This is a genomic window from Sedimenticola selenatireducens, from assembly GCF_963675335.2.
Lineage (GTDB): Bacteria > Pseudomonadota > Gammaproteobacteria > Chromatiales > Chromatiaceae > Sedimenticola > Sedimenticola selenatireducens.
In genome coordinates this window covers 910,703-930,707 of sequence record NZ_CAXXYC010000003.1, presented here as the reverse complement: position 1 = coordinate 930,707, position 20,005 = coordinate 910,703, and the positions used below count along the sequence as shown (strand labels likewise).

The window sequence follows — 20,005 nt, the reverse complement described above, 5'->3', positions numbered from 1 at the left end:
AGAGCAACAACTAATTGGGACATAACCTTTTTTACCCCACGAGACATCAGCACGGGATCACTCCGTGGAGTCCAACACCCCATCGATATAGCGGTCACGGGCACTCTTCGCCCGACTGAATATCTCCAGCAACTGATCACCGTCGCCGCGCTCAATGGTCTCGGCCAGCTCCTGCATCTCGCTGAGGTAATGGGACATCATCTCCCCCAGTGCTCTGCGGTTGGCAACACAGACATCACGCCACATTACCGGATTGCTTGAGGCGATCCGGGTAAAGTCCCTGAATCCACCGGCAGCATAACGGAAAATCTCATCGTTCTCCTTCATCCTTGCCAGGGTATCCACCAGACCAAAGGCGAGCATGTGGGGCAGATGTGAAGTAGCGGCCAGCACCTCGTCATGATGCTCGACACTCATCAGGGTGATCTCGCCGCCACAGGCTTGCCACATGGCCTGTACTCGCGACAGGGCCTCTGCGGAGGTCGCTTCCGTGGGGGTCAGAATGATCCGACGGTTCCGGTAAAGCTCGGCAAAAGAGGCCTCCACACCACTATTTTCTGTGCCGGCAATGGGGTGCCCTGCCACCAGGTTGGGCAACACTTCACCGAACACCGCGCGGCAATCGTCAATCACACTGAACTTGGCGCTGCCGCCATCGGTGATGACCGCATCGGCGGCCAGATGCCCCTGCATGGCAGCGAAGGTCTCCCGCATGGCCCCCAGCGGCACTGCCAGAAACACCATATCGGCACCGCTTACCGCTTCACCCACATCATGAGTGTAACGGTCGATCACACCCAGTTCGACAGCCCGCTCCAGGTTCCCACGCCCCCTGCCACAGCCGACAATTTCGTCCACCGCACCGGCCACGCGCAGTGCACGTGCCAACGAGCCACCGATAAGTCCTACACCGATGATGGCCAGTCGGCGAATAATCATCCTGCCAGCACCTGCCGCAGCGCCGCCAACACGCGACTGTTTTCGGGCTCAGTGCCGATGGTGATACGCAGGTGATTGGGCAGGCCGTAGTTGGCCACCGGGCGAGTGATGCAGCCGGTGCGCAGCAATCCCTGATCCACCTCGGCCGCCGGGCGCCCGACATCCACAGTAATAAAGTTGCCCACCGATGGGATATAGTCCAGTCCCATGGTTTCAAAAGCGCTGGTCATCTGCGCCATGCCGACCCGGTTCATCTCTACCGAGCGCTGAATAAACGCCGGATCCTCCAGCGCCGCCTTGGCGGCCGCCAGGGCCATGCTGTTGACATTGAAGGGCTGACGCACCCGATTCAGCAAATCGGTAATATCGGCATGGGCGAGACCATAACCGACGCGCAGTGAAGCAAGGCCATAGCTCTTGGAGAAGGTGCGGGTCACGATCAGATTGGGATACTTATCCAGCCACTGACTGGCATCGGGATAATCCGGCTCATCGACATATTCTATATAGGCCTCATCCACTACGACGATGACATTGGACGGCACGGCGGCGATAAAGCCTTCCAGCTCCTCCCCGTTCAGCCAGGTTCCGGTCGGGTTGTTCGGGTTTGCGATCCAGATCACCCGGGTCTTCTCCCCCACCCGGTTGAGCATCTCCTCCAGATCATGACCATAATCCTTGGCCGGAACAATATTCAGCGTAGCCCCCACCGCCTGGCTGCTGATGGGGTAGACGGCAAAGGCGTACTGAGAGAACAGCGACTCGTAACCCGGCGCAAGGAACACCCGGGCGATCATATCCAGCACATCATTGGAACCGTTACCCAAGGTGATCCGATTGGGTGCAATGCCATGCTTGGCCGCCAGCGCGGCACGCAGCTCCACCCCACCGCCATCAGGATAGAGACCCACCTGGGCGAGTTCCGCCCGAATCGCCGCTTTGGCCAGCTCACTGCAGCCCAGTGGATTCTCGTTTGAGGCCAGTTTGACCGAATCTGTAATACCCAGCTCCCGTTCCAGTTCGGATATCGGCTTGCCTGGCACATAGGGCTTGAGATTAGTGACACCGGGCACTGCAAGCTCCAGAAATCGGTTGGTCGTCTCGGTCATAATGGATTTCCTTGTATTTAAAGTACGGCGTATTTAAAGCACGGCGTTGGGGTAGGAGCCCAACACCTTTAGCAGCCGGGACTCAGATTCCAGGGCAGCCAGCACCTGCTGGACATTCTGGTCATCCCGATGCCCATTGATATCAATAAAGAAGAGATAGTCCCAGTTACCCTGCCTGGAGGGTCGGGATTCGATCCGCGACATGCTGATACCATGCTTGGCCAGCGGGGTCAGCAGCGCGTTGAGGCCGCCCGCGACATTGCGCGTAGCACACATCAGCGTGGTCTTATCCTCTCCGCTGGGAGAGGCGAGCTGGCGCCCGACCACCAGAAAACGGGTAGTGTTGTCCGGTTCATCCTCAATGTTGCGTGCCAGCCCTTTCAGCTTGTACAGCTCTGCGGCCATCTCACCGGCGATGGCAGCACTGCCACTCTCCTTGCCAGCCAGGCGCGCAGCCTCGGCATTGCTGCCCACGGTGATCTGCTCAGCTTGAGGCAGATTCCGATCCAGCCAGAGCCGGCACTGGGCCAGTGACTGCTGATGGGAGTAGACCCGCTGGATCTTGCCCAGATCGGACTCCTGGCTGAGCAGGTGGTGGTGAATGCGCATCATCACCTCGCCACAGATAGAGAGGGAGGACGAAATGAACATATCCAGGGTATGGTTAATCACCCCTTCGGTGGAGTTCTCCACCGGCACCACCCCGTAGTGTGCATTGCCCGATTCCACCTCACGGAAGATGTCCGGGATGGAGTGCATGGGCACCGTCTCGACCGAATGGCCAAAATGCTTCAGGGCCGCCGCCTGGGTAAAGGTACCGGCCGGACCCAGAAAGGCGACCCGCATCGGTAGTTCCAGGGCCAGACAGGCGGACATGATCTCACGAAACAGCCGCGCCATCTCTTCACTGCCCATCGGTCCGGTATTGCGCCGCTTGATGGTCCGGAGAATGGCGGCTTCCCGCTCCGGACGGTAAAAAAAGGCATCAGCGTCTTCACTCTGTTTTATTTTGGCCACCGCCTGGGCAGCCGCCGCACGCTGATTGATCAACTCCTGGATCTGGCTGTCCAGGGCATCGATACGTGATCTGATCTGTTGCAGGCTCTCCGGGTCACTCATAGTTGTCGGCCAATGATATGAAGGGTTAGTGGTGTGTCGGGGAGCTGCGGTTCGCCCCGCCATAAGGAGGAGCATTCTACCTTATGACGGTTATCCAGCACAGCCAATTGGGTGTGCTACATTCTGAATTGATCTGGCGGAATACGCATCGCTACACACAGCCGTAGCCGTAGGTCGGGTTAGCCGAAGGCGTAACCCGACAAAGCCTTAAACTACTCGGAACAGCCTAAACAGCGCACCGACAGCACCCCGGCAATACTTGCGATGCGTTGCAGCGTGGCCTCGTCCGGGGCCTGATCCACGTCGATCAGAGTCACCGCCACATCGCTGCGCGACCGGTTCAGCATATCGATGATATTCAGGTTGCTCTCAGCCAGATCGGTGGAGATCTGACCCAGCATGTTGGGCACATTGGAATTAACCACGGAGATACGGTGGCCACCGTTTCTCGGCAGATTGATATCCGGGAAGTTGACCGAATTGGTGATGTTGCCATCCTCCAGATAGCTGCGTACCTGATCCGCCACCATCACAGCACAGTTCTCTTCCGCCTCCGCCGTGGAGGCCCCCAGGTGCGGCAGGGTGATGCAGCGGGGGTGGTCCTTCAACAGATTGCTCGGGAAATCGCACACATAGGCGTAGAGATGGCCGCTGTCGAGCGCCGCCACCGCCGCCTCGTCATCAATAATCCCGGAGCGGGCAAAATTGAGCAGCACGCTGTGCTTCTTCATGCACTTCAGGCGTTCGGCATTGATCATGTGCCGGGTGGAATCAATCAGGGGGACATGGAAAGTGATGTAGTCACACTTGGAAACCAGATCATCCACGCTCAAGGCCTGCTTGATATCGGAAGAGAGCTGCCAGGCGCTCCTGACCGTAATAGTGGGATCGTAGCCGATAACATTCATACCCAGAGCATGGGCCGCGTTGGCGACCTTGACCCCGATCGCCCCCAGCCCCACTACGCCCAGGGTACGTCCCGGCAACTCGAAGCCGACAAAATTTTTCTTGCCCGCCTCGACCGCCTTATTTATCTCCCCATCCTCACCGCTCAGCCCTCTGGCAAAGTTCCAGGCCTGGACGATGTTGCGCGAAGCCATCAGCATGCCGGCCAGCACCAGTTCCTTGACTGCATTCGAATTGGCACCAGGCGCATTGAACACCACCACGCCCTGCTGGGTCATGCGATCCACCGGGATATTGTTGACCCCGGCACCGGCCCGGCCGATGGCCTTGACGGTCGGGGGTATCTCCATATCGTGCATCTTGAAGGAGCGCAACAGAATTGCGTCCGGGTGGGTGATCTCAGAGGCGATCTCGTAACTATCACGGGGCAGCCTGTCCAGGCCGGCGACAGCGATGTTGTTCAGGGTCAAGATTTTGTGCATAGATGTTCTCCCTCTCTCTTATAGGTATTTTAGTGAGGGAACGCGGAACATCCGGAGACTGCATGAAGTGCGCCGGGGAGTTTCTAACTCCCCGGCAGCGTGCTGCAGGAGTTGGCGGACTGGCCTTCAGTAGTTAATAAAATAGATTATATTATGTCAATAATTAACTGTTTTATAAGTTTATTAATCGAAATCTATTTACTTGATCAAACGATGCCGCCACCCCATCTCAAACTATCCCACGTCCCTGATAGTTCAACCGTTACGTTTTTCGAAATCAGCCATGAAGTCGATCAGGGCCTGTACCCCAGCTTCCGGCATGGCGTTGTAGATGCTGGCCCGCATACCGCCCACCGAGCGATGACCTTTCAGGGTCACCAGTCCCGCTTCCTTGGCCTCGGTCAGGAACTTGGCGTCCAGCGCGGCATCGGCCAGGGTGAATGGCACATTCATCCAGGAACGGCAGCTCAACTCCACAGGATTGTTATAGAAACCGGAGCCATCAATGGCGGCATAAAGGGCGGCCGCCTTGCGCTGGTTGGTCTCGGCCATCGCAGTCAAACCACCATTGCGCTTTAACCACTGGAATACCAGTCCCGCCAGATACCAGCCATAGGTCGGCGGTGTGTTGTACATGGACTCACCGTCCGCCTGGATCTGGTAATCAAACATGGCCGGGGTTCCCGCCACGGTTTCGCCGATCAGATCGTCCCGGACAATGACCACCGTGAGGCCGGCCGGTCCGATATTCTTCTGGGCACCGGCATAGATCACCCCATATTTACTCACATCCACCGGCCGGGAGAGGATGGTGGATGAGAAATCACCCACCAGCGGCACATCGCCACTGGCCGGAACATAGGGAAACTCGATGCCCTGTATGGTCTCGTTCGGGGTGTAGTGCAGATAGGCAGCATCCGCATTGAGTTTTAGCGATTCGGCAGAAGGTACGGTAAATTCACCGGCCGGGGTCTCCCCCACCACGCTGACCTGGCAATACTTCTTCGCCTCGGCTATGGCCTTCTTGGACCAGGAGCCGGTGTTGATATAGTCGGCGCTCGCTTTGCCGCGCAGCAGGTTCATCGGGACCATGGAGAACTGGCTCGAGGCACCGCCCTGGAGGAACAGCACCTTGTAATTGTCCGGAATCGCCATCAACTCGCGCAGATCGGCCTCGGCCTGGGCGGCGATGGACATGAACTCCTTGCCGCGGTGACTCATCTCCATGACGGACATGCCACTGCCCTGCCAATCCAGCATCTCTTCCTGGGCCTGCTTCAACACCTCTTCAGGCAGGGCCGCTGGCCCGGCGCTGAAATTGTAGACTCTTGACATGATTTACTCTCCAGCTCTCAATTTTTACAGAACGAGAAGTGGCTCACTCCTCAGTAGATTCCGCTTCGCCCTCGGCCTCGGCCACGACCTCGTCATCCAGTGACTCGATGCGCTCGATCTTGACCAGTTTCTCCTTCTTGGAGAGACGGATCATGGTGACACCCTGGGTGTCCCGGCCCATCACCGACACATCGGAAATCGGCGTGCGCACCAGGGTACCGCCGTTGGTGATCAGCATCACCTCGTCACCCTCTTCCACCAGGACCGCGCCGACCTGCTCGCCGTTGCGCTCCGAGGCCTTGATCGAGATGACACCCATGCCGCCGCGGCCACGCAGAGGGAACTGCTCGACCGGCGTGCGCTTGCCATAGCCGTTCTCGGTCACCGTCAACACGGTGCGGCCCGGCTCGGCAATCATCAGCGAGATCACCCGCTGGCCCGGGCCCAGTTTCACCCCACGCACCCCGCAGGCGGTCCGGCCCATAGGGCGAACCTGGGATTCATTGAAGCGGATCGCCTTGCTGGCTGAGGTGAACAGCATGATATCCTGCTGGCCATCGGTCACCGCAACACCTACCAACTGGTCATCATCGCGCAGATCCACGGCAATAATGCCACTGGCCCGCTGACGGGAGAAATTGATCAGCGGCGTCTTCTTCACGGTGCCGGAACTGGTGGCCATGAAAATATACTTGTCTTCTGAATACTCGCGAATCGGCAATACCGCATTGATCCGCTCGTCCTTCTCCAGCGGCAGCAGGTTGACGATCGGTTTTCCTCGGGCGTTTCGACCCGCCTGGGGCAGTTCATACACCTTCATCCAGTAGACCCGACCCCGGCTTGAGAAGCAGAGAATGGTGTCGTGAGTGTTGGCGACAAACAACTGGTCGACAAAATCCTCGTCCCTGGTGCTGGTGGCGGTCTTGCCCTTGCCGCCACGTCGCTGCGCCTGGTAGATATCCAGGGTCTGGGCCTTGGCATAACCGGCGTGGGAGAGCGTAACCACCACATCCTCTTCGGTAATCAGGTCTTCCAGGGTCAGATCAAGACGGTTGCTGATAATCTCGGTACGGCGTTCATCACCATACTGATCGCGGATCGCTATCAGCTCATCACGAATCACCTGCATCAGCCGATCGGGGCTGGAAAGAATATCAAGTAAGTCTTTAATTTTACCTATTATCTCACTGTATTCACTGAGTATTTTATCCTGCTCCAACCCAGTCAAACGGTGCAGGCGCAGATCCAGAATAGCCTGCGCCTGGGTCTCGGTCAGCCGATACCCCTGCTCACTCAAACCAAACTCGGCAGGCAGTCCCTGGGGACGGGAGGCGTCCGAGCCTGCCCGCTCCAGCATGGCCTCGACCGCGCCCGATTTCCACTGCCGTGCCAACAGTTCCCGTTTTGCATCTGCCGGGCTGGCCGCTTCGCGGATCAGCTTGATCACCTCATCAATATTGGCCAGGGCGACCGCCAGACCTTCCAGCACATGGGCCCGATCCCGTGCCTTGCGCAATTCAAACAGGGTACGCCGCGTCACCACCTCGCGCCGGTGGCGGATGAAATACTCCAGCATCTGCTTCAGATTGAGCAGCCGGGGCTGACCGTCCACCAGCGATACCATATTGATGCCGAACACGTTCTGCATCTGGGTGTGCTGATAGAGGTTGTTAAGCACCACCTCGGCCACCTCGCCGCGACGCAGCTCGATCACCATGCGCATGCCGTCCTTGTCGGACTCGTCACGCAGTTCGCTGATTCCCTCGATGCGCTTTTCCTTGACCAGCTCGGCGATCTTCTCAAGCAACCGCGCCTTGTTTACCTGATAAGGCAGCTCGTGCACGACAATAGTCTGCCGCCCGGTCTTGTCGTTGGTTTCGATCTCGGTGCGGGCCCGTACATAGATACGGCCACGACCGGTCTTGTATGCCTCATGGATACCCCGGGCACCATTGATCAGCGCCGCCGTGGGGAAATCGGGACCGGGGATGTACTCCATCAGCCCATCGATAGTGATAGCCGGATCATCAATCATGGCGACACAGCCGTTGACGATCTCGGTCAGGTTATGCGGTGGGATATTGGTGGCCATGCCCACTGCGATGCCGGTGGAGCCATTGACCAGAAGATTGGGCACCCGGGCCGGCAATACCGCAGGTTCATGTTCGGATTCATCGTAGTTGGGGATGAAATCGACCGTCTCCTTGTCCAGATCGTCCAGCATGCTGTGGGCAATCCGGGCCATCCGCACCTCGGTATAACGCATGGCGGCCGGGGCGTCGCCATCGACCGAACCGAAGTTGCCCTGCCCGTCCACCAGCATGTAGCGCATGGAGAATGGCTGGGCCATGCGCACGATGGTGTCATACACCGCCGTGTCTCCATGAGGATGGTATTTACCGATGACATCACCCACCACGCGGGCGGATTTTTTGTAGGGTTTGTTCCAGTCGTTGCCGAGCACGCTCATGGCATAGAGCACACGACGGTGGACCGGTTTCAGTCCATCACGCACATCCGGGAGGGCGCGTCCGACGATCACGCTCATAGCGTAATCGAGATAGGACGCCTGCATCTCGTCTTCGAGATTGACCGGTAGAACTTCTTTCGCAAATTCGGTCATAGGCGGTTCATTAACCTTTTTGTTTTATGACGGCTTCAGTCTGATTTACGTATCCCGGAGTGATATTTGTGCAGAGCCAGGTTACGCTTTTTTAAGCCGCTTATAGTAACACATTCCGGGATGGTGCCGCCTGAAAATAAAGCGCCTGAAAACGGCTTTTTGCGACTCTCAGCTTATCTGGCCATCAATTCAGCCATCTTTTCGCTGTCTGGCGACAGCACAATTCCCTTTTCAGTGACAATGGCGTCCACCAGCTCGGCCGGGGTCACATCAAACACCGGATTCCAGGCATCCACACCCGCAGCCCCAACCCGCTGCCCGCCGCACTGGAGGATCTCGGCCGGGTCCCGCGATTCGATGGGAATCTCCTTGCCGGAACGCACCGCCATGTCGATGGTCGAGGTGGGCGCCGCGACCATCACCTTCACCCCGTGGTATTTTGCCGCCACCGCCAGGTTGTAGGTGCCGATCTTGTTGGCCACATCCCCGTTGGCGGCAATCCGGTCCGATCCGACAATGATCCAGCCGATCCCACCCTGCGCCATGCGACTGGCGGCGGCGCCATCGGTCAGCAGGGTAACCGGTATCCGGTCCTGCGCCAGCTCCCAGGCGGTCAGCCGCGAACCCTGCAACCAGGGACGGGTTTCATCGGCAAATACCATCTGGATACGTCCAGCCGCGTGGGCACTGCGAACCACCCCCAGGGCGGTCCCGTAGCCACCGGTCGCCAGAGCGCCGGCATTGCAGTGGGTGATCACCGAGGTTGGCGACTCGATCAGACTGGCACCAAACTCCCCCATCGCCCGGTTGGCGGCAATATCCTCCTGGTGGATCAGCAGCGCCTCCTGCAGCAGGCGCGCTTCGGGATCCTCATCGCCAATCTCAGCCACCACTCGCTTCATCCGCTCCAGGGCCCAGAACAGGTTGACTGCGGTGGGGCGTGAGTCGGCCAGGGCCTGCAGGTCGGTGACAATTCGGTCACGCCAGCTATCGGGCGCGGCACGGAAACTGTCGCGTGCCGCCAGGACCACGCCAAAAGCGGCAGTGATGCCGATTGCCGGGGCACCGCGCACCACCATGTCACGTATTGCCCGGGCGGTGTCGACTGCGCTCTGCAACTCGATGTATACGGTTTCATTGGGGAGAATACGCTGGTCCAACAGGTAGAGACGGTCGTTGGCCCAGACAATAGCCTGATCGGCGCTGGGACGAATCGTGAGCGGTTGTGCTTCCATCTTGTTCAAACCCATGGCAAATTCGTCCTATTCTAACCGATTAAGTTAAATCAACGCATTCAGAACGGACAGTCATTTGAATATCGATACCCTCATCTTTGCCCGCTGGATCATCCCGGTGGTACCGGACCAGCAGGTGCTGGAAGAGCATGCACTGGCGATTCATGGAGGAACCATACTGGAGATCCTGCCGGCAGAGCAGGCCCGTACCAAATACCACCCAAAGAGTCTGCACGAACTGCCGCAGCACGCCCTGATCCCCGGACTGATCAACGCCCACACCCATGCCAGCATGAGCCTGATGCGCGGACTGGCGGACGACCTGCCACTGATGAGCTGGCTCAATGAACACATCTGGCCGGCGGAGGGCCGCTGGATCAGCGAGGAGTTCATCGCCGACGGCACCCGGCTGGCCGTGGCCGAGATGCTGCGGGGCGGCACCACCTGCTTCAACGACATGTACTTTTTTCCCGAAGTGACCGGCAAGGTGTGCGCCGCCGCCGGCATGCGAGCCGTGGTGGGTCTGATCATTATCGACTTCCCGTCGGCCTGGGCCAGCGGCCCGGATGAGTACATCCGCCGTGGACTGGAGGTGCAGGATCAGTTTCGCAACCACGGTCTGATCAGCACCGCCTTCGCCCCGCACGCCCCCTATACCGTCTCCGATCAGCCATTTGAACGTATCCGGGTGCTGGCAGATGAACTGGAGATCCCGATCCACATGCACGTACATGAGTCGCGGGACGAGATCACTCAGGGGATCAGTCGCTATGGCAACCGGCCCATTGAGCGCCTGCAGCAGCTGGGACTCATCTCCCCCGCCCTCACCGCGGTGCACATGACCCAGCTTGAGGCAGAGGAGATCGACCTGTTCGCCGAAAGCGGCGCCAGTGTGGTCCACTGCCCCGAATCCAATCTGAAACTGGCCTCCGGTTTCTGCCCGGTGGCCAAGCTGCATCGGGCCGGGATCAATATCGCCATCGGCACCGACGGTGCAGCCAGTAATAACGACCTGGATATGTTCAGTGAAATGCGCAGCGCCGCCCTGTTGGCCAAGGGCGTGGCCGATGACGCCAGCGCGATTCCCGCCCACACCGCCCTGCGCATGGCAACTCTCAATGGTGCCATTGCATTGGGTATGGGCGAGCGGACCGGCTCACTGGAGCCGGGTAAGGCCGCCGACATCACGGCGGTGGATCTGGGCAGCCTGGAGACCCAGCCGCTCTATCACCCGATATCGCAACTGGTCTATGCTACCGGACGAGACAAAGTGACCGACGTCTGGATAGCCGGCAAACCGGTACTGCATAACGGGCGTCTCACCACCCTTGACCAGCGTGAGATTATCAGCCGGGCAGCAGAGTGGCAGGGACGCATCAGTGAGTTCGAATAAACGCCTGAAACCCAATAACAACCATTCTCTACGTGGCTTGACTATCGGGCTACGAACATACGACATTTTAAGGAGCGAATAATGCGCCCGGTTATCTTTTTCCTGCTTTTTCTTCAGGCCGGACTGGCCCTGGCCCAAACCCCCATCACTCCCGCCGGGGCGCCGATCGTGGTCTATCAGACCAGCGATGACTACGATGCCATACGCTCGAACCTCGAGCTGGCCATCACCGGCCGCGGCATGCTGATCAGCAGCACGCTGCATATCAGCGACATGTTCAACCGCACCGCGGCCGATACCGGCCTGGCCAACACGCTGTACGCCAAGGCCGAATCCTTCGAGTTCTGCAATCTCAAACTCTCCTGGCAGATGTCAGCTGCCCATCCGGCCAACCTGTCGATCTGTCCGCTCACGATCGGCATCTATACCTTGCAGGGGCAACCGGATGACGTATTCCTCAGCTATCGCCGGCCTGCGATGCTGGGAGAAGCGGCAGCAGCGGAACTGGCACTGATCAAACTGTATGAGGGTATTATCAGGGAGGCGATGGAGTAATCTGGGTTATACTCTCAGCCCGTCGACCCGGTCGACTGAAACCACCAACTCCGGATCCATGAAGAGCCTGAAACAACATGACTGACAGCAGCATCAATGTCGATCACGCCGAAATCAATAAATTTGAGGAACTGGCTGCCCGCTGGTGGGACCCACATAGCGAGTTCAAGCCGCTCCATGAGATCAATCCCCTGCGCCTGGGTTATATCCACCAGATTGCCGGACTGAAGGGCAAGCGAGTGCTGGATGTAGGCTGCGGCGGCGGCATCCTCTCCGAGAGCATGGCGCGCGAAGGGGCGACAGTCACCGGAATCGACATGGGCGAGGCACCGTTACAGGTGGCCAGGCTACACCTGCTGGAATCGGGCCTGGAGGTGGATTATCAGCGTATACCGGTGGAGCAGCTGGCGGAACAGCAGCCGGGATCATTCGATATCGTCACCTGCATGGAGATGCTGGAGCATGTGCCGGACCCGTCATCCGTGGTGGAGGCCTGCGCCAGCCTGACAAAGCCGGGGGGCCACGTATTCTTCTCCACCCTGAACCGCAACCCCAAATCCTATCTGTTCGCCATTGTGGGCGCGGAGTACCTGTTGCGGCTCCTGCCCAGGGGCACCCATGACTTCTCCAAGTTCATCAAGCCGTCGGAACTGGATGCATGGATCCGCCGAGCCGAACTGCTGACTCATGAAATGATCGGCCTGACCTACAATCCACTGACAGGCCAGTATCGCCTGGCGCCCGGCGATGTGGATGTCAATTACATGGTGAGCTGTCGTAAAGCACATGACTGATCACCCAGTGATTAATGGCGCCCGCTTTCGCGGACAACCAATCAGGCTGGTGCTGTTCGACCTGGACGGCACCCTGGCCGATACCGCGCCGGATCTCGCCTATGCACTGAACCAGACGTTGATTCGGCATGGCCGTAAAGCGCTGCCCTTTGAGCAGATACGCCCTCATGTCTCTCACGGTGGTATCGCGCTGATTCGCGCCGGCTTCGGCATTGAACCGAACCATCCGGAGTTCCAGGGTTACCGTGATGATATGTTGGCCATCTACCAGGACAACATCGCCCGTGAAACCACCCTGTTTCCTGGAATGGAGCAGGTTCTGGCACAGCTTGAGCAACACGCTATCGGCTGGGGCATTGTCACCAACAAACCCGCCTGGCTGACCGATCCGCTGATGGTGGGCATGGGGTTGAACCGACGTGCCGCCTGCATCATCAGTGGCGACACCACCCCGAACAGCAAACCCCACCCAGGACCAATACTGCATGCCTGCGAACTGACCCGCACACTCCCTCGAGAGTGCCTCTATATCGGTGATGCGGAACGCGACATCATTGCCGGCCGGGAAGCGGGAACCACCACCCTTACCGCCCTGTTTGGCTACCTGGATGCCGCGGACCGCCCGGATACCTGGGGCGCCGACGACAGTGTCGCCTCACCCACCCAGATACTTGAGAAGCTGGGACTCAAATCAAACGGCTGATTAACGGGCACCCAAGCCCATGAAGACTCGAATCGGGGACGCCGCCCGGTTAGAATATTCGGACAACAAACATCAGGACCCCGACATGCGCGACTATCACCCACCAAAAGATCTGCTGGCCGGACGCACCATTCTAGTCACCGGTGCCGGTGACGGCATCGGCCGGGCGGCGGCTATCGCCTTTGCCACTCACGGGGCCACCGTGATTCTGCTGGGTCGGACCATCGCCAAGCTCGAGGCGGTCTACGACGCGATCGAGAACGCCGGCGGGGTCAAGCCTGCGATCTACCCGATGAATCTCGAAGGGGCCAGCCCGCACGACTACACTGAACTGGCGGAGACCCTGACCAAGGAGTTCGGTTCCCTGGAGGGATTGCTGCACAATGCCGCGATGCTGCCCTACCTGAGCCGTCTCGACGACTACGATCCTGAAATCTGGCATCAGGTGATGCAGGTAAACCTCAATGCCCCGTTTCTGTTGACCCAGGCCTGCCTGCCGCTGTTACGCAAGGCGAAGGACGCCTCGGTGGTATTTACCGGAGACCAGGTGAGCCGTCAATCGAAGGCCTACTGGGGCGCCTACGGTGTCTCCAAGTTCGGACTGGAGGGACTGATGCTACTGCTCGCCGAGGAGACCCGTGATAGCAGCGACATAAGGGTCAACAGTTTTGCCCCCGGACCAACCCGCACCAAGTTGCGCCTGCTCGCCTTTCCCGGAGAAGAGATCGAGAGCCTTAAAACCCCCGACAGTCTGATACCCGATTACCTCTGGCTCATGGGACCGGACAGCATTGGCACCAGCGGAGAAGCATTGGAATACAGTTGATATTGGGAGGAAACAGATGATCAAACCTTCCTCTACCAGGCCGATTACCTTAAATGCGGGGGGTAGTGTGATACTCATAATTCCCGGGAATTGATGGGAACGCAAGCTTTGCCCATCCTACCTATCAATACGCGTAATTCCACGTCACGCTCCGTAGGATGGGCAAAGCCAGCATTCGCGATGAAACACACTCTTCACATCTTGTGCCGTAGCCATTGATTGCAGCGTAGCGTGCCCATCTATCCGCTGATAGATGACGGCAGTAGGCGGCCAATACTGCCGCCTGCATGCCATCCGGCGGCAACAAACGGCCACAATTATCCGTCATTTTTTTGGCTATTTAAGTATTGATGCTTATATCTATCTGTTTTTTTAATGTTTTTTACTAATGGCACAGAAATAGCATATTTAACGGCGCATATTCTGTGACATACAAAAACAAGTTGGAAACAGTGATTATGACAAACCAGATGCAGCATGTTTCAGGCAACACCAAAAGGGTCACACCCCATCCATCCCATCCGGATCGGAATCCGGAAAGCCATTATCGGTTTGCCTCAAAAATACTGGCCCTCAGCGGCGTTCTTCAGAGCACCCTGGAGATTAATGAGTTACTGGCACTGTTTGCTAAAGAGATCCGGCAGTTCATCCAGTATGATGGTCTCACTTATAACTTCCCGTCACTCAAAATTGACATCAAGCTGGGCGACCAGCCGGCCAATAACTGCGCCTATGAACTGGTAGTTGCCGGGGATCATCTGGGTGACCTGAACTTCTTCCGCAGCTATCCATTCGAGACATCTGAACTGGAGATGATCGAAAATCTGCTGGCCGGGCTACTCTATCCGCTTCGCAACACCCTGCTCTATCAACGGGCGGTAGAATCAGCCACCATTGACCCGCTAACCGGAGTGAGAAACCGCGCAGCCATGGACAGCGCAATGAAACGAGAGATCGGCCTCGCCCTGCGGCATAAAACTCCACTCTCGGTCATATTGATGGATATCGACCACTTCAAGTCTATTAATGACCGGCATGGTCATCTGTATGGCGACCAGGCGCTGAAGGCGGTTGCCCAATGCGCCGAACAGAGCGTACGTGAGTCTGACATGATCTTCCGCTATGGTGGCGAAGAGTTTCTTATTTTACTGACCGGCACCGATTTGAGCGGAGCTGAACTGCTGGCGGAGCGTATCCGTCAAAATATCGAGACTATGTCACCACAGACGGATAAGGCGATTCAGATGACGGTCAGCCTCGGCGTCACTACCCTGATCCAGGGCGATGATATCAACAGCCTGTTCCAGCGCATGGACAATGCCCTCTATCGCGCCAAGGATGCCGGAAGAAACCGGACAGTCATCGACAAAGCAGTATAATCCTAGAAACCTCAGCTGACCGCTCAGAGGAATAGATAAGGCAATGACGCAAGTGGATATTGTGCAGTTTAACCGCTTCACCCGTTGGGTGAACACGCTACGTGATCGATTGCGCGATTCTGGCGGCACATGGCCGCGTTGCAACTCCTTGGAATGGAACAACCATTCCGCGTCATTGCGCCTTGCCCTGCACCCCCATAACCGTACACTCCATCTCGTCCAACTGAGGTTTCTAGGATAATCATCTCCAGCGTCTTGACGTATGGACAGGGCTGCCGATAATCGGACAGCCCTTTTCTTTGCAAGAACTGATAATGTCCCGATTGATTCTGTTCAACAAACCCTATGGTGTACTCACCCAGTTTACCGATCAGTCGGGACGCAGAACTCTCGCTGAGTTCGTCCCTATCAGCGGGGTCTATCCCGCCGGCAGGCTGGACCGGGACAGCGAAGGACTGCTACTGCTTACCGATGATGGCAAGCTGCAACACCGACTGGCCAATCCAAAGGAGAAGACCTGGAAGCGCTACTGGGTTGAGGTTGAACGCGTTCCCGACACCACCGCTATTCAGCAACTCCGTGACGGCCTGGAGCTGAAAGACGGCCCGACACTGCCGGCACGAGCACGACTGATCGATCCACCGACACTCTGGGAACGCGATCCGCCGGTGCGGTTTCGTGCCAATATTCCGACCCAGTGGCTGGAAATCGAGATTCGCGAAGGCCGCAACCGGCAGATTCGCCGAATGACCGCCGCTATCGGCTTTCCTACACTGCGCCTGGTGCGCGTCCGTATCGGGGAATGGGAACTTGGCGGACTCCTGCCCGGCCAGTATCAAGTCATTGAGTTGCCTGAGGATGGCGCAAAACCCCGGCCCGGAAAAAAGAAACGCCGCTGATCCCACGTACGCCACCAGGCCAATTTCAGGTTAAAATGATCCTATGATCTGGACTCCACACACCACCGTCGCTTCTATTATTGAACAATCCGGACGTTTTCTTATGGTTGAAGAGCTGGACGCTGACGGCAAGACGGTCTTCAATCAGCCGGCGGGCCATCTGGAAGAGGCGGAAAGCTTGCTGGATGCAGTCATCCGGGAAACCCGGGAAGAGACCGGCTGGGGTTTTACTCCACAGACCCTCATCGGTATCTACCGCTGGCAGGTCCCGCCAGCCGAGACCACTTATCTGCGTTTCTGCTTTCACGGCGACTGTCACGACCATCAACCGGAACTGCCGCTGGATGACGGGATTCTGCGTGCTCTCTGGTTGAGCCGTGATGAACTGGCAGCCAATCCGCAACAACTGAGAAGCCCTATGGTGCTGCGCTGCATTGATGACTACCTGGCCGGATGCCGATACCCGCTGGGGTTGATCAATGACCTTAAGTAAGGCAGCCAGTCTCTGTTTCTTACTCTGGCAGCTGACCGGTTCCGGCGGTGCCAACGCCGTGGTATTTGTCAGCAGCGAGATCAACACCACACCTGCTCCCGATAACTTCTCCATCTGTTTTGATAACAGCTGCCAATCCATCAGCCAGCTGGCGCTGTCGGATGATCAATGGCAGGGTATCCGGGCTATTTTCCTTCCTGGCTCGGAGACAGCTGGCGAGGAACGCGCGATGATCGGAAAAGCGGTGGCCAGGTTGGAACAGATCGTCGGTCCCATGACCGGCACCGAGAATGACAAAGGCTTGAACAAATCCAGCGACAATCCGGCAGGACACCGAATGGACTGCATTGATGAGTCCACCAACACCACCACCTATCTGTATATGATGCAGCAGGATGGACTGCTAAAATGGCACCGACTTAGAGACCCGGTGACCCGCGGCTTTTTTTTCTTCGGCTGGCCGCACACCACCGCGGTGATAGAAGCGAGGGAGGATCACAGCCTCTGGGCGGTCGACTCCTGGTTTTATGACAATGGTCTGGCCCCTGAAATCCTGCCACTGGAGCAGTGGCAGGAGGGCTGGCGTCCGGCCGGGTCATGATGTATCGGGCAATCACGCTATTCTGCTGTCTCCTTCCTGCCGGTCAGTTGCAGGCCCGGGGAGCACCGCCGCCATTTCAGGCCTGCACCGATTTTCACTGCGATATTCGGAAACCTGTTACACTTCGCGACCATCAATGGCGGGAGATCCGTACCCTGTTTTCCGCTACCCGGACAGCCGCGGAGGAGCGGCAGCAGATCCAGGCCGCTATAGCGAAAATGGAACAACAGGTGGGCGAACAGACCGGCAGTTGGCGCGACCTGGCGGAAAACGACGGCGAGGGATCCGAAGTCGGTCAGCTGGACTGCATTGCCGAGTCAAAGAATACCACCATCTATCTGCAGCTCATTGCAAAGGACAACCTGTTAAAATGGCATCAGGTGAAGGAACGGCGACGTCGCAATCCCTGGCTGTTCGATATTCACTGGACCGCCACCATCATGGATATCCAGACCAAACAGCAGTACGCGGTAGATTCCTGGTTTTTTGCAAACGGCCAACCGCCTGTCTTGCAGCCGATCGAAGCATGGCTGGCGGGGCAGGATTTCAGACTGAAGTGAATCATGGCTAAAAAAGAAAAGATAATCGTCGGCATGTCCGGCGGTGTCGACTCCTCCGTTGCCGCCCTGCTGATGATTGAGCAGGGCTATCAGGTCGAAGGTCTGTTCATGAAGAACTGGGAGGAAGACGACTCCCGGGAGTACTGCTCAGCCGCAGTTGATCTGGCCGACGCTCAATCCGTTGCCGACCAGCTCGGCATCCGGCTGCACACCATTAATTTCTCTGGGGAGTACTGGGATCATGTGTTCGAGCATTTTCTTGCTGAATATCGCGCCGGGCGCACACCCAATCCGGATGTCCTGTGTAATCGTGAAATCAAATTCAAGGCCTTTCTGGATTACGCCCTGCACCTGGGCGCCGCCGGCATCGCCACCGGGCATTACGCCAGTATCGGCCGCCGGGAAGATAGCTGGCAGATGTTGCGGGCACGTGATGAAAACAAGGACCAGACCTATTTTCTCTATATGCTGGGTCAGGAACAACTCCGCCACAGCCACTTTCCCCTGGGTGACCTGGAAAAGCCGGAAGTGCGAAAAATTGCCGAACAGGCTGGTCTGCCCAACCACAAAAAGAAAGACAGCACCGGTATCTGCTTTATCGGCGAACGTAAATTCAGCGAATTTCTCAGCCGCTATCTGCCGGCCAGACCGGGCCAGATGGTCACCCCTGAGGGGAGCGTGATCGGTGAGCACCAGGGTCTGATGTACTATACCCTGGGTCAGCGCAAGGGCCTGGGCATCGGCGGACGGGCGGACAGTGAAACCGATCCCTGGTTTGTCGTCGACAAGGATCTTGAGAGCAACCGGCTGATTGTCGCACAGGGACATGATCACCCACTGCTGCTGAAACAGGAGTTGGATGCGAGTCAACTACACTGGGTTGCCGGTTCTGCTCCGCCACTACCCGTCACCTGCATGGCCCGTATCCGGCACCGTCAGCCACTTCAGGCCTGCACCCTGTCACCGCTTGAAAACGGTCATCTGCGGGTCCAATTTAATAAAAAACAGCGCGCCGTGACACAGGGACAATCCATCGTCTTTTATCAGGACCAGGTGTGCCTCGGCGGCGGCATAATCGAACAGGCATATTAATGAAGAGTGACCGTGATAGATGCATCGCCCTAGCTGGTGTTTTCCAGGCTGCCAACATGGCAGCACAGATCGCCGAGCAGGGCATTGTGGATACCCAGTCGATGGAGGCCAGCATCCACAGCCTGTTCAAGATCGATGCAGACAGTGTGGATAACGTCTATGGTGGCCTGCAGGGCGTGGAATCCGGACTGCGCCTGATTCAACAGCAGTTGGGAGAAAAACGCACAGATAACGTTCTGGTCACCCAGTATGTCATCGCCCTGCTCCACCTCGAACGCAAGCTGAGTAAAAACAGACCCATGCAGCAACAGATCCAGGAGGGTATCAGATCGGCCGAAGGCAGGATCACTCATTTTCACCTGCTGCATACCAACATCATCGCCCAACTCGCGGACATCTATGCCCATACGATAAGCACCCTCAAGCCACGCATCATGGTCAAGGGTGAACCGCTACACCTGCAAAATCCTGACAATGTGAATCGAATCCGGGCGCTGCTGCTGGCGGGCATCCGCTCCGCCATGCTCTGGCGTCAGTGCGACGGCGGTAGATGGCAGGTGATCTTGGGGCGCAAAAAAATGGCCGAGCAGGCACGGCGGCTTCTGCATATTCTTTAGGAGTCTGTCGGACTTAACACTGATCTACTGCGGAAAAGCCGGATTTGGCCATATTTTCCGATCTTCCTCGTTGAATAGGTCCACTATTCGCCTCGAAAGATCAAAAAATCTGTCTCATTCAATCGCCTGGAGCGATTGACGTGCCAACCCCGAAGGGGTGGAGCACAGGGACGTGCGGAACAAATCAGCTTTCCCTCGCTACGATCGGTCAAGCCCGACAAACTCCTAGGCAACTGTGTGGGGAGTCACAGATCTTCTCACGCTTAGCCATGATCCAACGAAAAGTGGGAACGGTTCGATAACCCCCAGCTTCTGTGGCATGCGACAATGCCGTAAAACCAACAC

The 20,005-nt window shown here is 57.6% G+C and carries 19 protein-coding genes; 12 read left to right on the top strand and 7 right to left on the bottom strand.

Features of this window, described 5'->3' with window-relative positions:
- Nucleotides 1-57: 57 nt before the first annotated feature.
- The 7 genes from ACHZBF_RS07965 to mtnA form a co-directional block, all read right to left on the bottom strand.
- Nucleotides 58-936 (bottom strand): prephenate dehydrogenase, encoded by an 879-nt coding sequence (locus ACHZBF_RS07965; protein WP_029132422.1) that lies wholly within the window; start codon nucleotides 934-936, stop codon nucleotides 58-60.
- Nucleotides 936-2,048, bottom strand: coding sequence for a histidinol-phosphate transaminase (gene hisC, locus ACHZBF_RS07960; RefSeq protein ID WP_029132421.1), 1,113 nt, complete (start codon nucleotides 2,046-2,048; stop codon nucleotides 936-938). Before hisC ends, ACHZBF_RS07965 begins: the two co-directional genes overlap by 1 nt.
- 33 nt (nucleotides 2,049-2,081) lie before the next feature.
- Nucleotides 2,082-3,167 (bottom strand): prephenate dehydratase, encoded by a 1,086-nt coding sequence (gene pheA / locus ACHZBF_RS07955; RefSeq protein WP_029132420.1) that lies wholly within the window; start codon nucleotides 3,165-3,167, stop codon nucleotides 2,082-2,084.
- 212 nt (nucleotides 3,168-3,379) lie between these two features.
- Nucleotides 3,380-4,555: a phosphoglycerate dehydrogenase gene (locus ACHZBF_RS07950; RefSeq protein WP_321528139.1), complete on the bottom strand. Its 1,176-nt coding sequence runs from the start codon at nucleotides 4,553-4,555 to the stop codon at nucleotides 3,380-3,382.
- A gap of 255 nt (nucleotides 4,556-4,810) precedes the next feature.
- The gene (gene serC, locus ACHZBF_RS07945) at nucleotides 4,811-5,890 is read right to left on the bottom strand and encodes a 3-phosphoserine/phosphohydroxythreonine transaminase (RefSeq protein WP_321528138.1); all 1,080 of its coding nucleotides are present in this window, start codon (nucleotides 5,888-5,890) and stop codon (nucleotides 4,811-4,813) included.
- A gap of 43 nt (nucleotides 5,891-5,933) precedes the next feature.
- Entirely contained in the window at nucleotides 5,934-8,513 is a 2,580-nt protein-coding gene (gene gyrA, locus ACHZBF_RS07940; RefSeq protein ID WP_029132417.1) for a DNA gyrase subunit A, read from the bottom strand.
- Between the two features lie 173 nt (nucleotides 8,514-8,686).
- A complete protein-coding gene (gene mtnA, locus ACHZBF_RS07935) occupies nucleotides 8,687-9,763 on the bottom strand; it encodes an S-methyl-5-thioribose-1-phosphate isomerase (protein WP_394707555.1) in 1,077 nt (358 codons plus the stop codon).
- A gap of 61 nt (nucleotides 9,764-9,824) precedes the next feature.
- Between mtnA and ACHZBF_RS07930 the strand changes: the two genes are divergently transcribed.
- The 12 genes from ACHZBF_RS07930 (at nucleotide 9,825) to hflD (ending at nucleotide 19,660) form a co-directional block, all read left to right on the top strand.
- Nucleotides 9,825-11,141 carry a TRZ/ATZ family hydrolase gene (locus tag ACHZBF_RS07930; RefSeq protein WP_273437672.1) on the top strand — a complete coding sequence of 439 codons (1,317 nt, stop codon included), beginning with the start codon at nucleotides 9,825-9,827 and terminating at the stop codon, nucleotides 11,139-11,141.
- An 81-nt stretch (nucleotides 11,142-11,222) separates the two neighbouring features.
- A complete protein-coding gene (locus tag ACHZBF_RS07925) occupies nucleotides 11,223-11,696 on the top strand; it encodes a hypothetical protein (protein ID WP_321528137.1) in 474 nt (157 codons plus the stop codon).
- A 77-nt stretch (nucleotides 11,697-11,773) separates the two neighbouring features.
- Entirely contained in the window at nucleotides 11,774-12,490 is a 717-nt protein-coding gene (ubiG, locus tag ACHZBF_RS07920) for a bifunctional 2-polyprenyl-6-hydroxyphenol methylase/3-demethylubiquinol 3-O-methyltransferase UbiG (protein WP_321528136.1), read from the top strand.
- Nucleotides 12,483-13,193 carry an HAD family hydrolase gene (locus ACHZBF_RS07915; protein WP_321528135.1) on the top strand — a complete coding sequence of 237 codons (711 nt, stop codon included), beginning with the start codon at nucleotides 12,483-12,485 and terminating at the stop codon, nucleotides 13,191-13,193. The genes ubiG and ACHZBF_RS07915 overlap by 8 nt, the downstream gene beginning before the upstream one ends.
- Nucleotides 13,194-13,212: 19 nt before the next feature.
- Nucleotides 13,213-14,019: a YciK family oxidoreductase gene (locus ACHZBF_RS07910; protein ID WP_462691997.1), complete on the top strand. Its 807-nt coding sequence runs from the start codon at nucleotides 13,213-13,215 to the stop codon at nucleotides 14,017-14,019.
- Between the two features lie 458 nt (nucleotides 14,020-14,477).
- Entirely contained in the window at nucleotides 14,478-15,398 is a 921-nt protein-coding gene (locus tag ACHZBF_RS07905; RefSeq protein WP_321528134.1) for a GGDEF domain-containing protein, read from the top strand.
- 314 nt (nucleotides 15,399-15,712) lie between these two features.
- A complete protein-coding gene (locus ACHZBF_RS07900; RefSeq protein ID WP_037374689.1) occupies nucleotides 15,713-16,297 on the top strand; it encodes a pseudouridine synthase in 585 nt (194 codons plus the stop codon).
- Nucleotides 16,298-16,340: 43 nt separating this feature from the next.
- Nucleotides 16,341-16,790: an NUDIX hydrolase gene (locus tag ACHZBF_RS07895; RefSeq protein WP_029132411.1), complete on the top strand. Its 450-nt coding sequence runs from the start codon at nucleotides 16,341-16,343 to the stop codon at nucleotides 16,788-16,790.
- Nucleotides 16,777-17,391, top strand: coding sequence for a hypothetical protein (locus ACHZBF_RS07890; protein WP_321528133.1), 615 nt, complete (start codon nucleotides 16,777-16,779; stop codon nucleotides 17,389-17,391). The genes ACHZBF_RS07895 and ACHZBF_RS07890 overlap by 14 nt, the downstream gene beginning before the upstream one ends.
- Nucleotides 17,388-17,951: a hypothetical protein gene (locus ACHZBF_RS07885; protein WP_321528132.1), complete on the top strand. Its 564-nt coding sequence runs from the start codon at nucleotides 17,388-17,390 to the stop codon at nucleotides 17,949-17,951. Before ACHZBF_RS07890 ends, ACHZBF_RS07885 begins: the two co-directional genes overlap by 4 nt.
- A gap of 3 nt (nucleotides 17,952-17,954) precedes the next feature.
- Nucleotides 17,955-19,043 carry a tRNA 2-thiouridine(34) synthase MnmA gene (gene mnmA, locus ACHZBF_RS07880; RefSeq protein WP_321528131.1) on the top strand — a complete coding sequence of 363 codons (1,089 nt, stop codon included), beginning with the start codon at nucleotides 17,955-17,957 and terminating at the stop codon, nucleotides 19,041-19,043.
- Nucleotides 19,043-19,660 carry a high frequency lysogenization protein HflD gene (gene hflD / locus ACHZBF_RS07875; RefSeq protein ID WP_037374688.1) on the top strand — a complete coding sequence of 206 codons (618 nt, stop codon included), beginning with the start codon at nucleotides 19,043-19,045 and terminating at the stop codon, nucleotides 19,658-19,660. The genes mnmA and hflD overlap by 1 nt, the downstream gene beginning before the upstream one ends.
- Nucleotides 19,661-20,005 lie beyond the last annotated feature (345 nt).

Excerpts from the sequence above, each read along its gene's own strand:
- hisC (WP_029132421.1), bottom strand. The coding sequence starts at position 2,048 with ATGACCGAGACGACCAACCGATTTCTGGAGCTTGCAGTGCCCGGTGTC.
- pheA (WP_029132420.1), bottom strand. The coding sequence starts at position 3,167 with ATGAGTGACCCGGAGAGCCTGCAACAGATCAGATCACGTATCGATGCC.
- ACHZBF_RS07950 (WP_321528139.1), bottom strand. The coding sequence starts at position 4,555 with ATGCACAAAATCTTGACCCTGAACAACATCGCTGTCGCCGGCCTGGAC.
- serC (WP_321528138.1), bottom strand. The coding sequence starts at position 5,890 with ATGTCAAGAGTCTACAATTTCAGCGCCGGGCCAGCGGCCCTGCCTGAA.
- gyrA (WP_029132417.1), bottom strand. The coding sequence starts at position 8,513 with ATGACCGAATTTGCGAAAGAAGTTCTACCGGTCAATCTCGAAGACGAG.
- mtnA (WP_394707555.1), bottom strand. The coding sequence starts at position 9,763 with ATGGGTTTGAACAAGATGGAAGCACAACCGCTCACGATTCGTCCCAGC.
- ACHZBF_RS07925 (WP_321528137.1), top strand. The coding sequence starts at position 11,223 with ATGCGCCCGGTTATCTTTTTCCTGCTTTTTCTTCAGGCCGGACTGGCC.
- ubiG (WP_321528136.1), top strand. The coding sequence starts at position 11,774 with ATGACTGACAGCAGCATCAATGTCGATCACGCCGAAATCAATAAATTT.
- ACHZBF_RS07915 (WP_321528135.1), top strand. The coding sequence starts at position 12,483 with ATGACTGATCACCCAGTGATTAATGGCGCCCGCTTTCGCGGACAACCA.
- ACHZBF_RS07910 (WP_462691997.1), top strand. The coding sequence starts at position 13,213 with ATGAAGACTCGAATCGGGGACGCCGCCCGGTTAGAATATTCGGACAAC.
- ACHZBF_RS07905 (WP_321528134.1), top strand. The coding sequence starts at position 14,478 with ATGACAAACCAGATGCAGCATGTTTCAGGCAACACCAAAAGGGTCACA.
- ACHZBF_RS07900 (WP_037374689.1), top strand. The coding sequence starts at position 15,713 with ATGTCCCGATTGATTCTGTTCAACAAACCCTATGGTGTACTCACCCAG.
- ACHZBF_RS07895 (WP_029132411.1), top strand. The coding sequence starts at position 16,341 with ATGATCTGGACTCCACACACCACCGTCGCTTCTATTATTGAACAATCC.
- ACHZBF_RS07890 (WP_321528133.1), top strand. The coding sequence starts at position 16,777 with ATGACCTTAAGTAAGGCAGCCAGTCTCTGTTTCTTACTCTGGCAGCTG.
- ACHZBF_RS07885 (WP_321528132.1), top strand. The coding sequence starts at position 17,388 with ATGATGTATCGGGCAATCACGCTATTCTGCTGTCTCCTTCCTGCCGGT.
- mnmA (WP_321528131.1), top strand. The coding sequence starts at position 17,955 with ATGGCTAAAAAAGAAAAGATAATCGTCGGCATGTCCGGCGGTGTCGAC.
- hflD (WP_037374688.1), top strand. The coding sequence starts at position 19,043 with ATGAAGAGTGACCGTGATAGATGCATCGCCCTAGCTGGTGTTTTCCAG.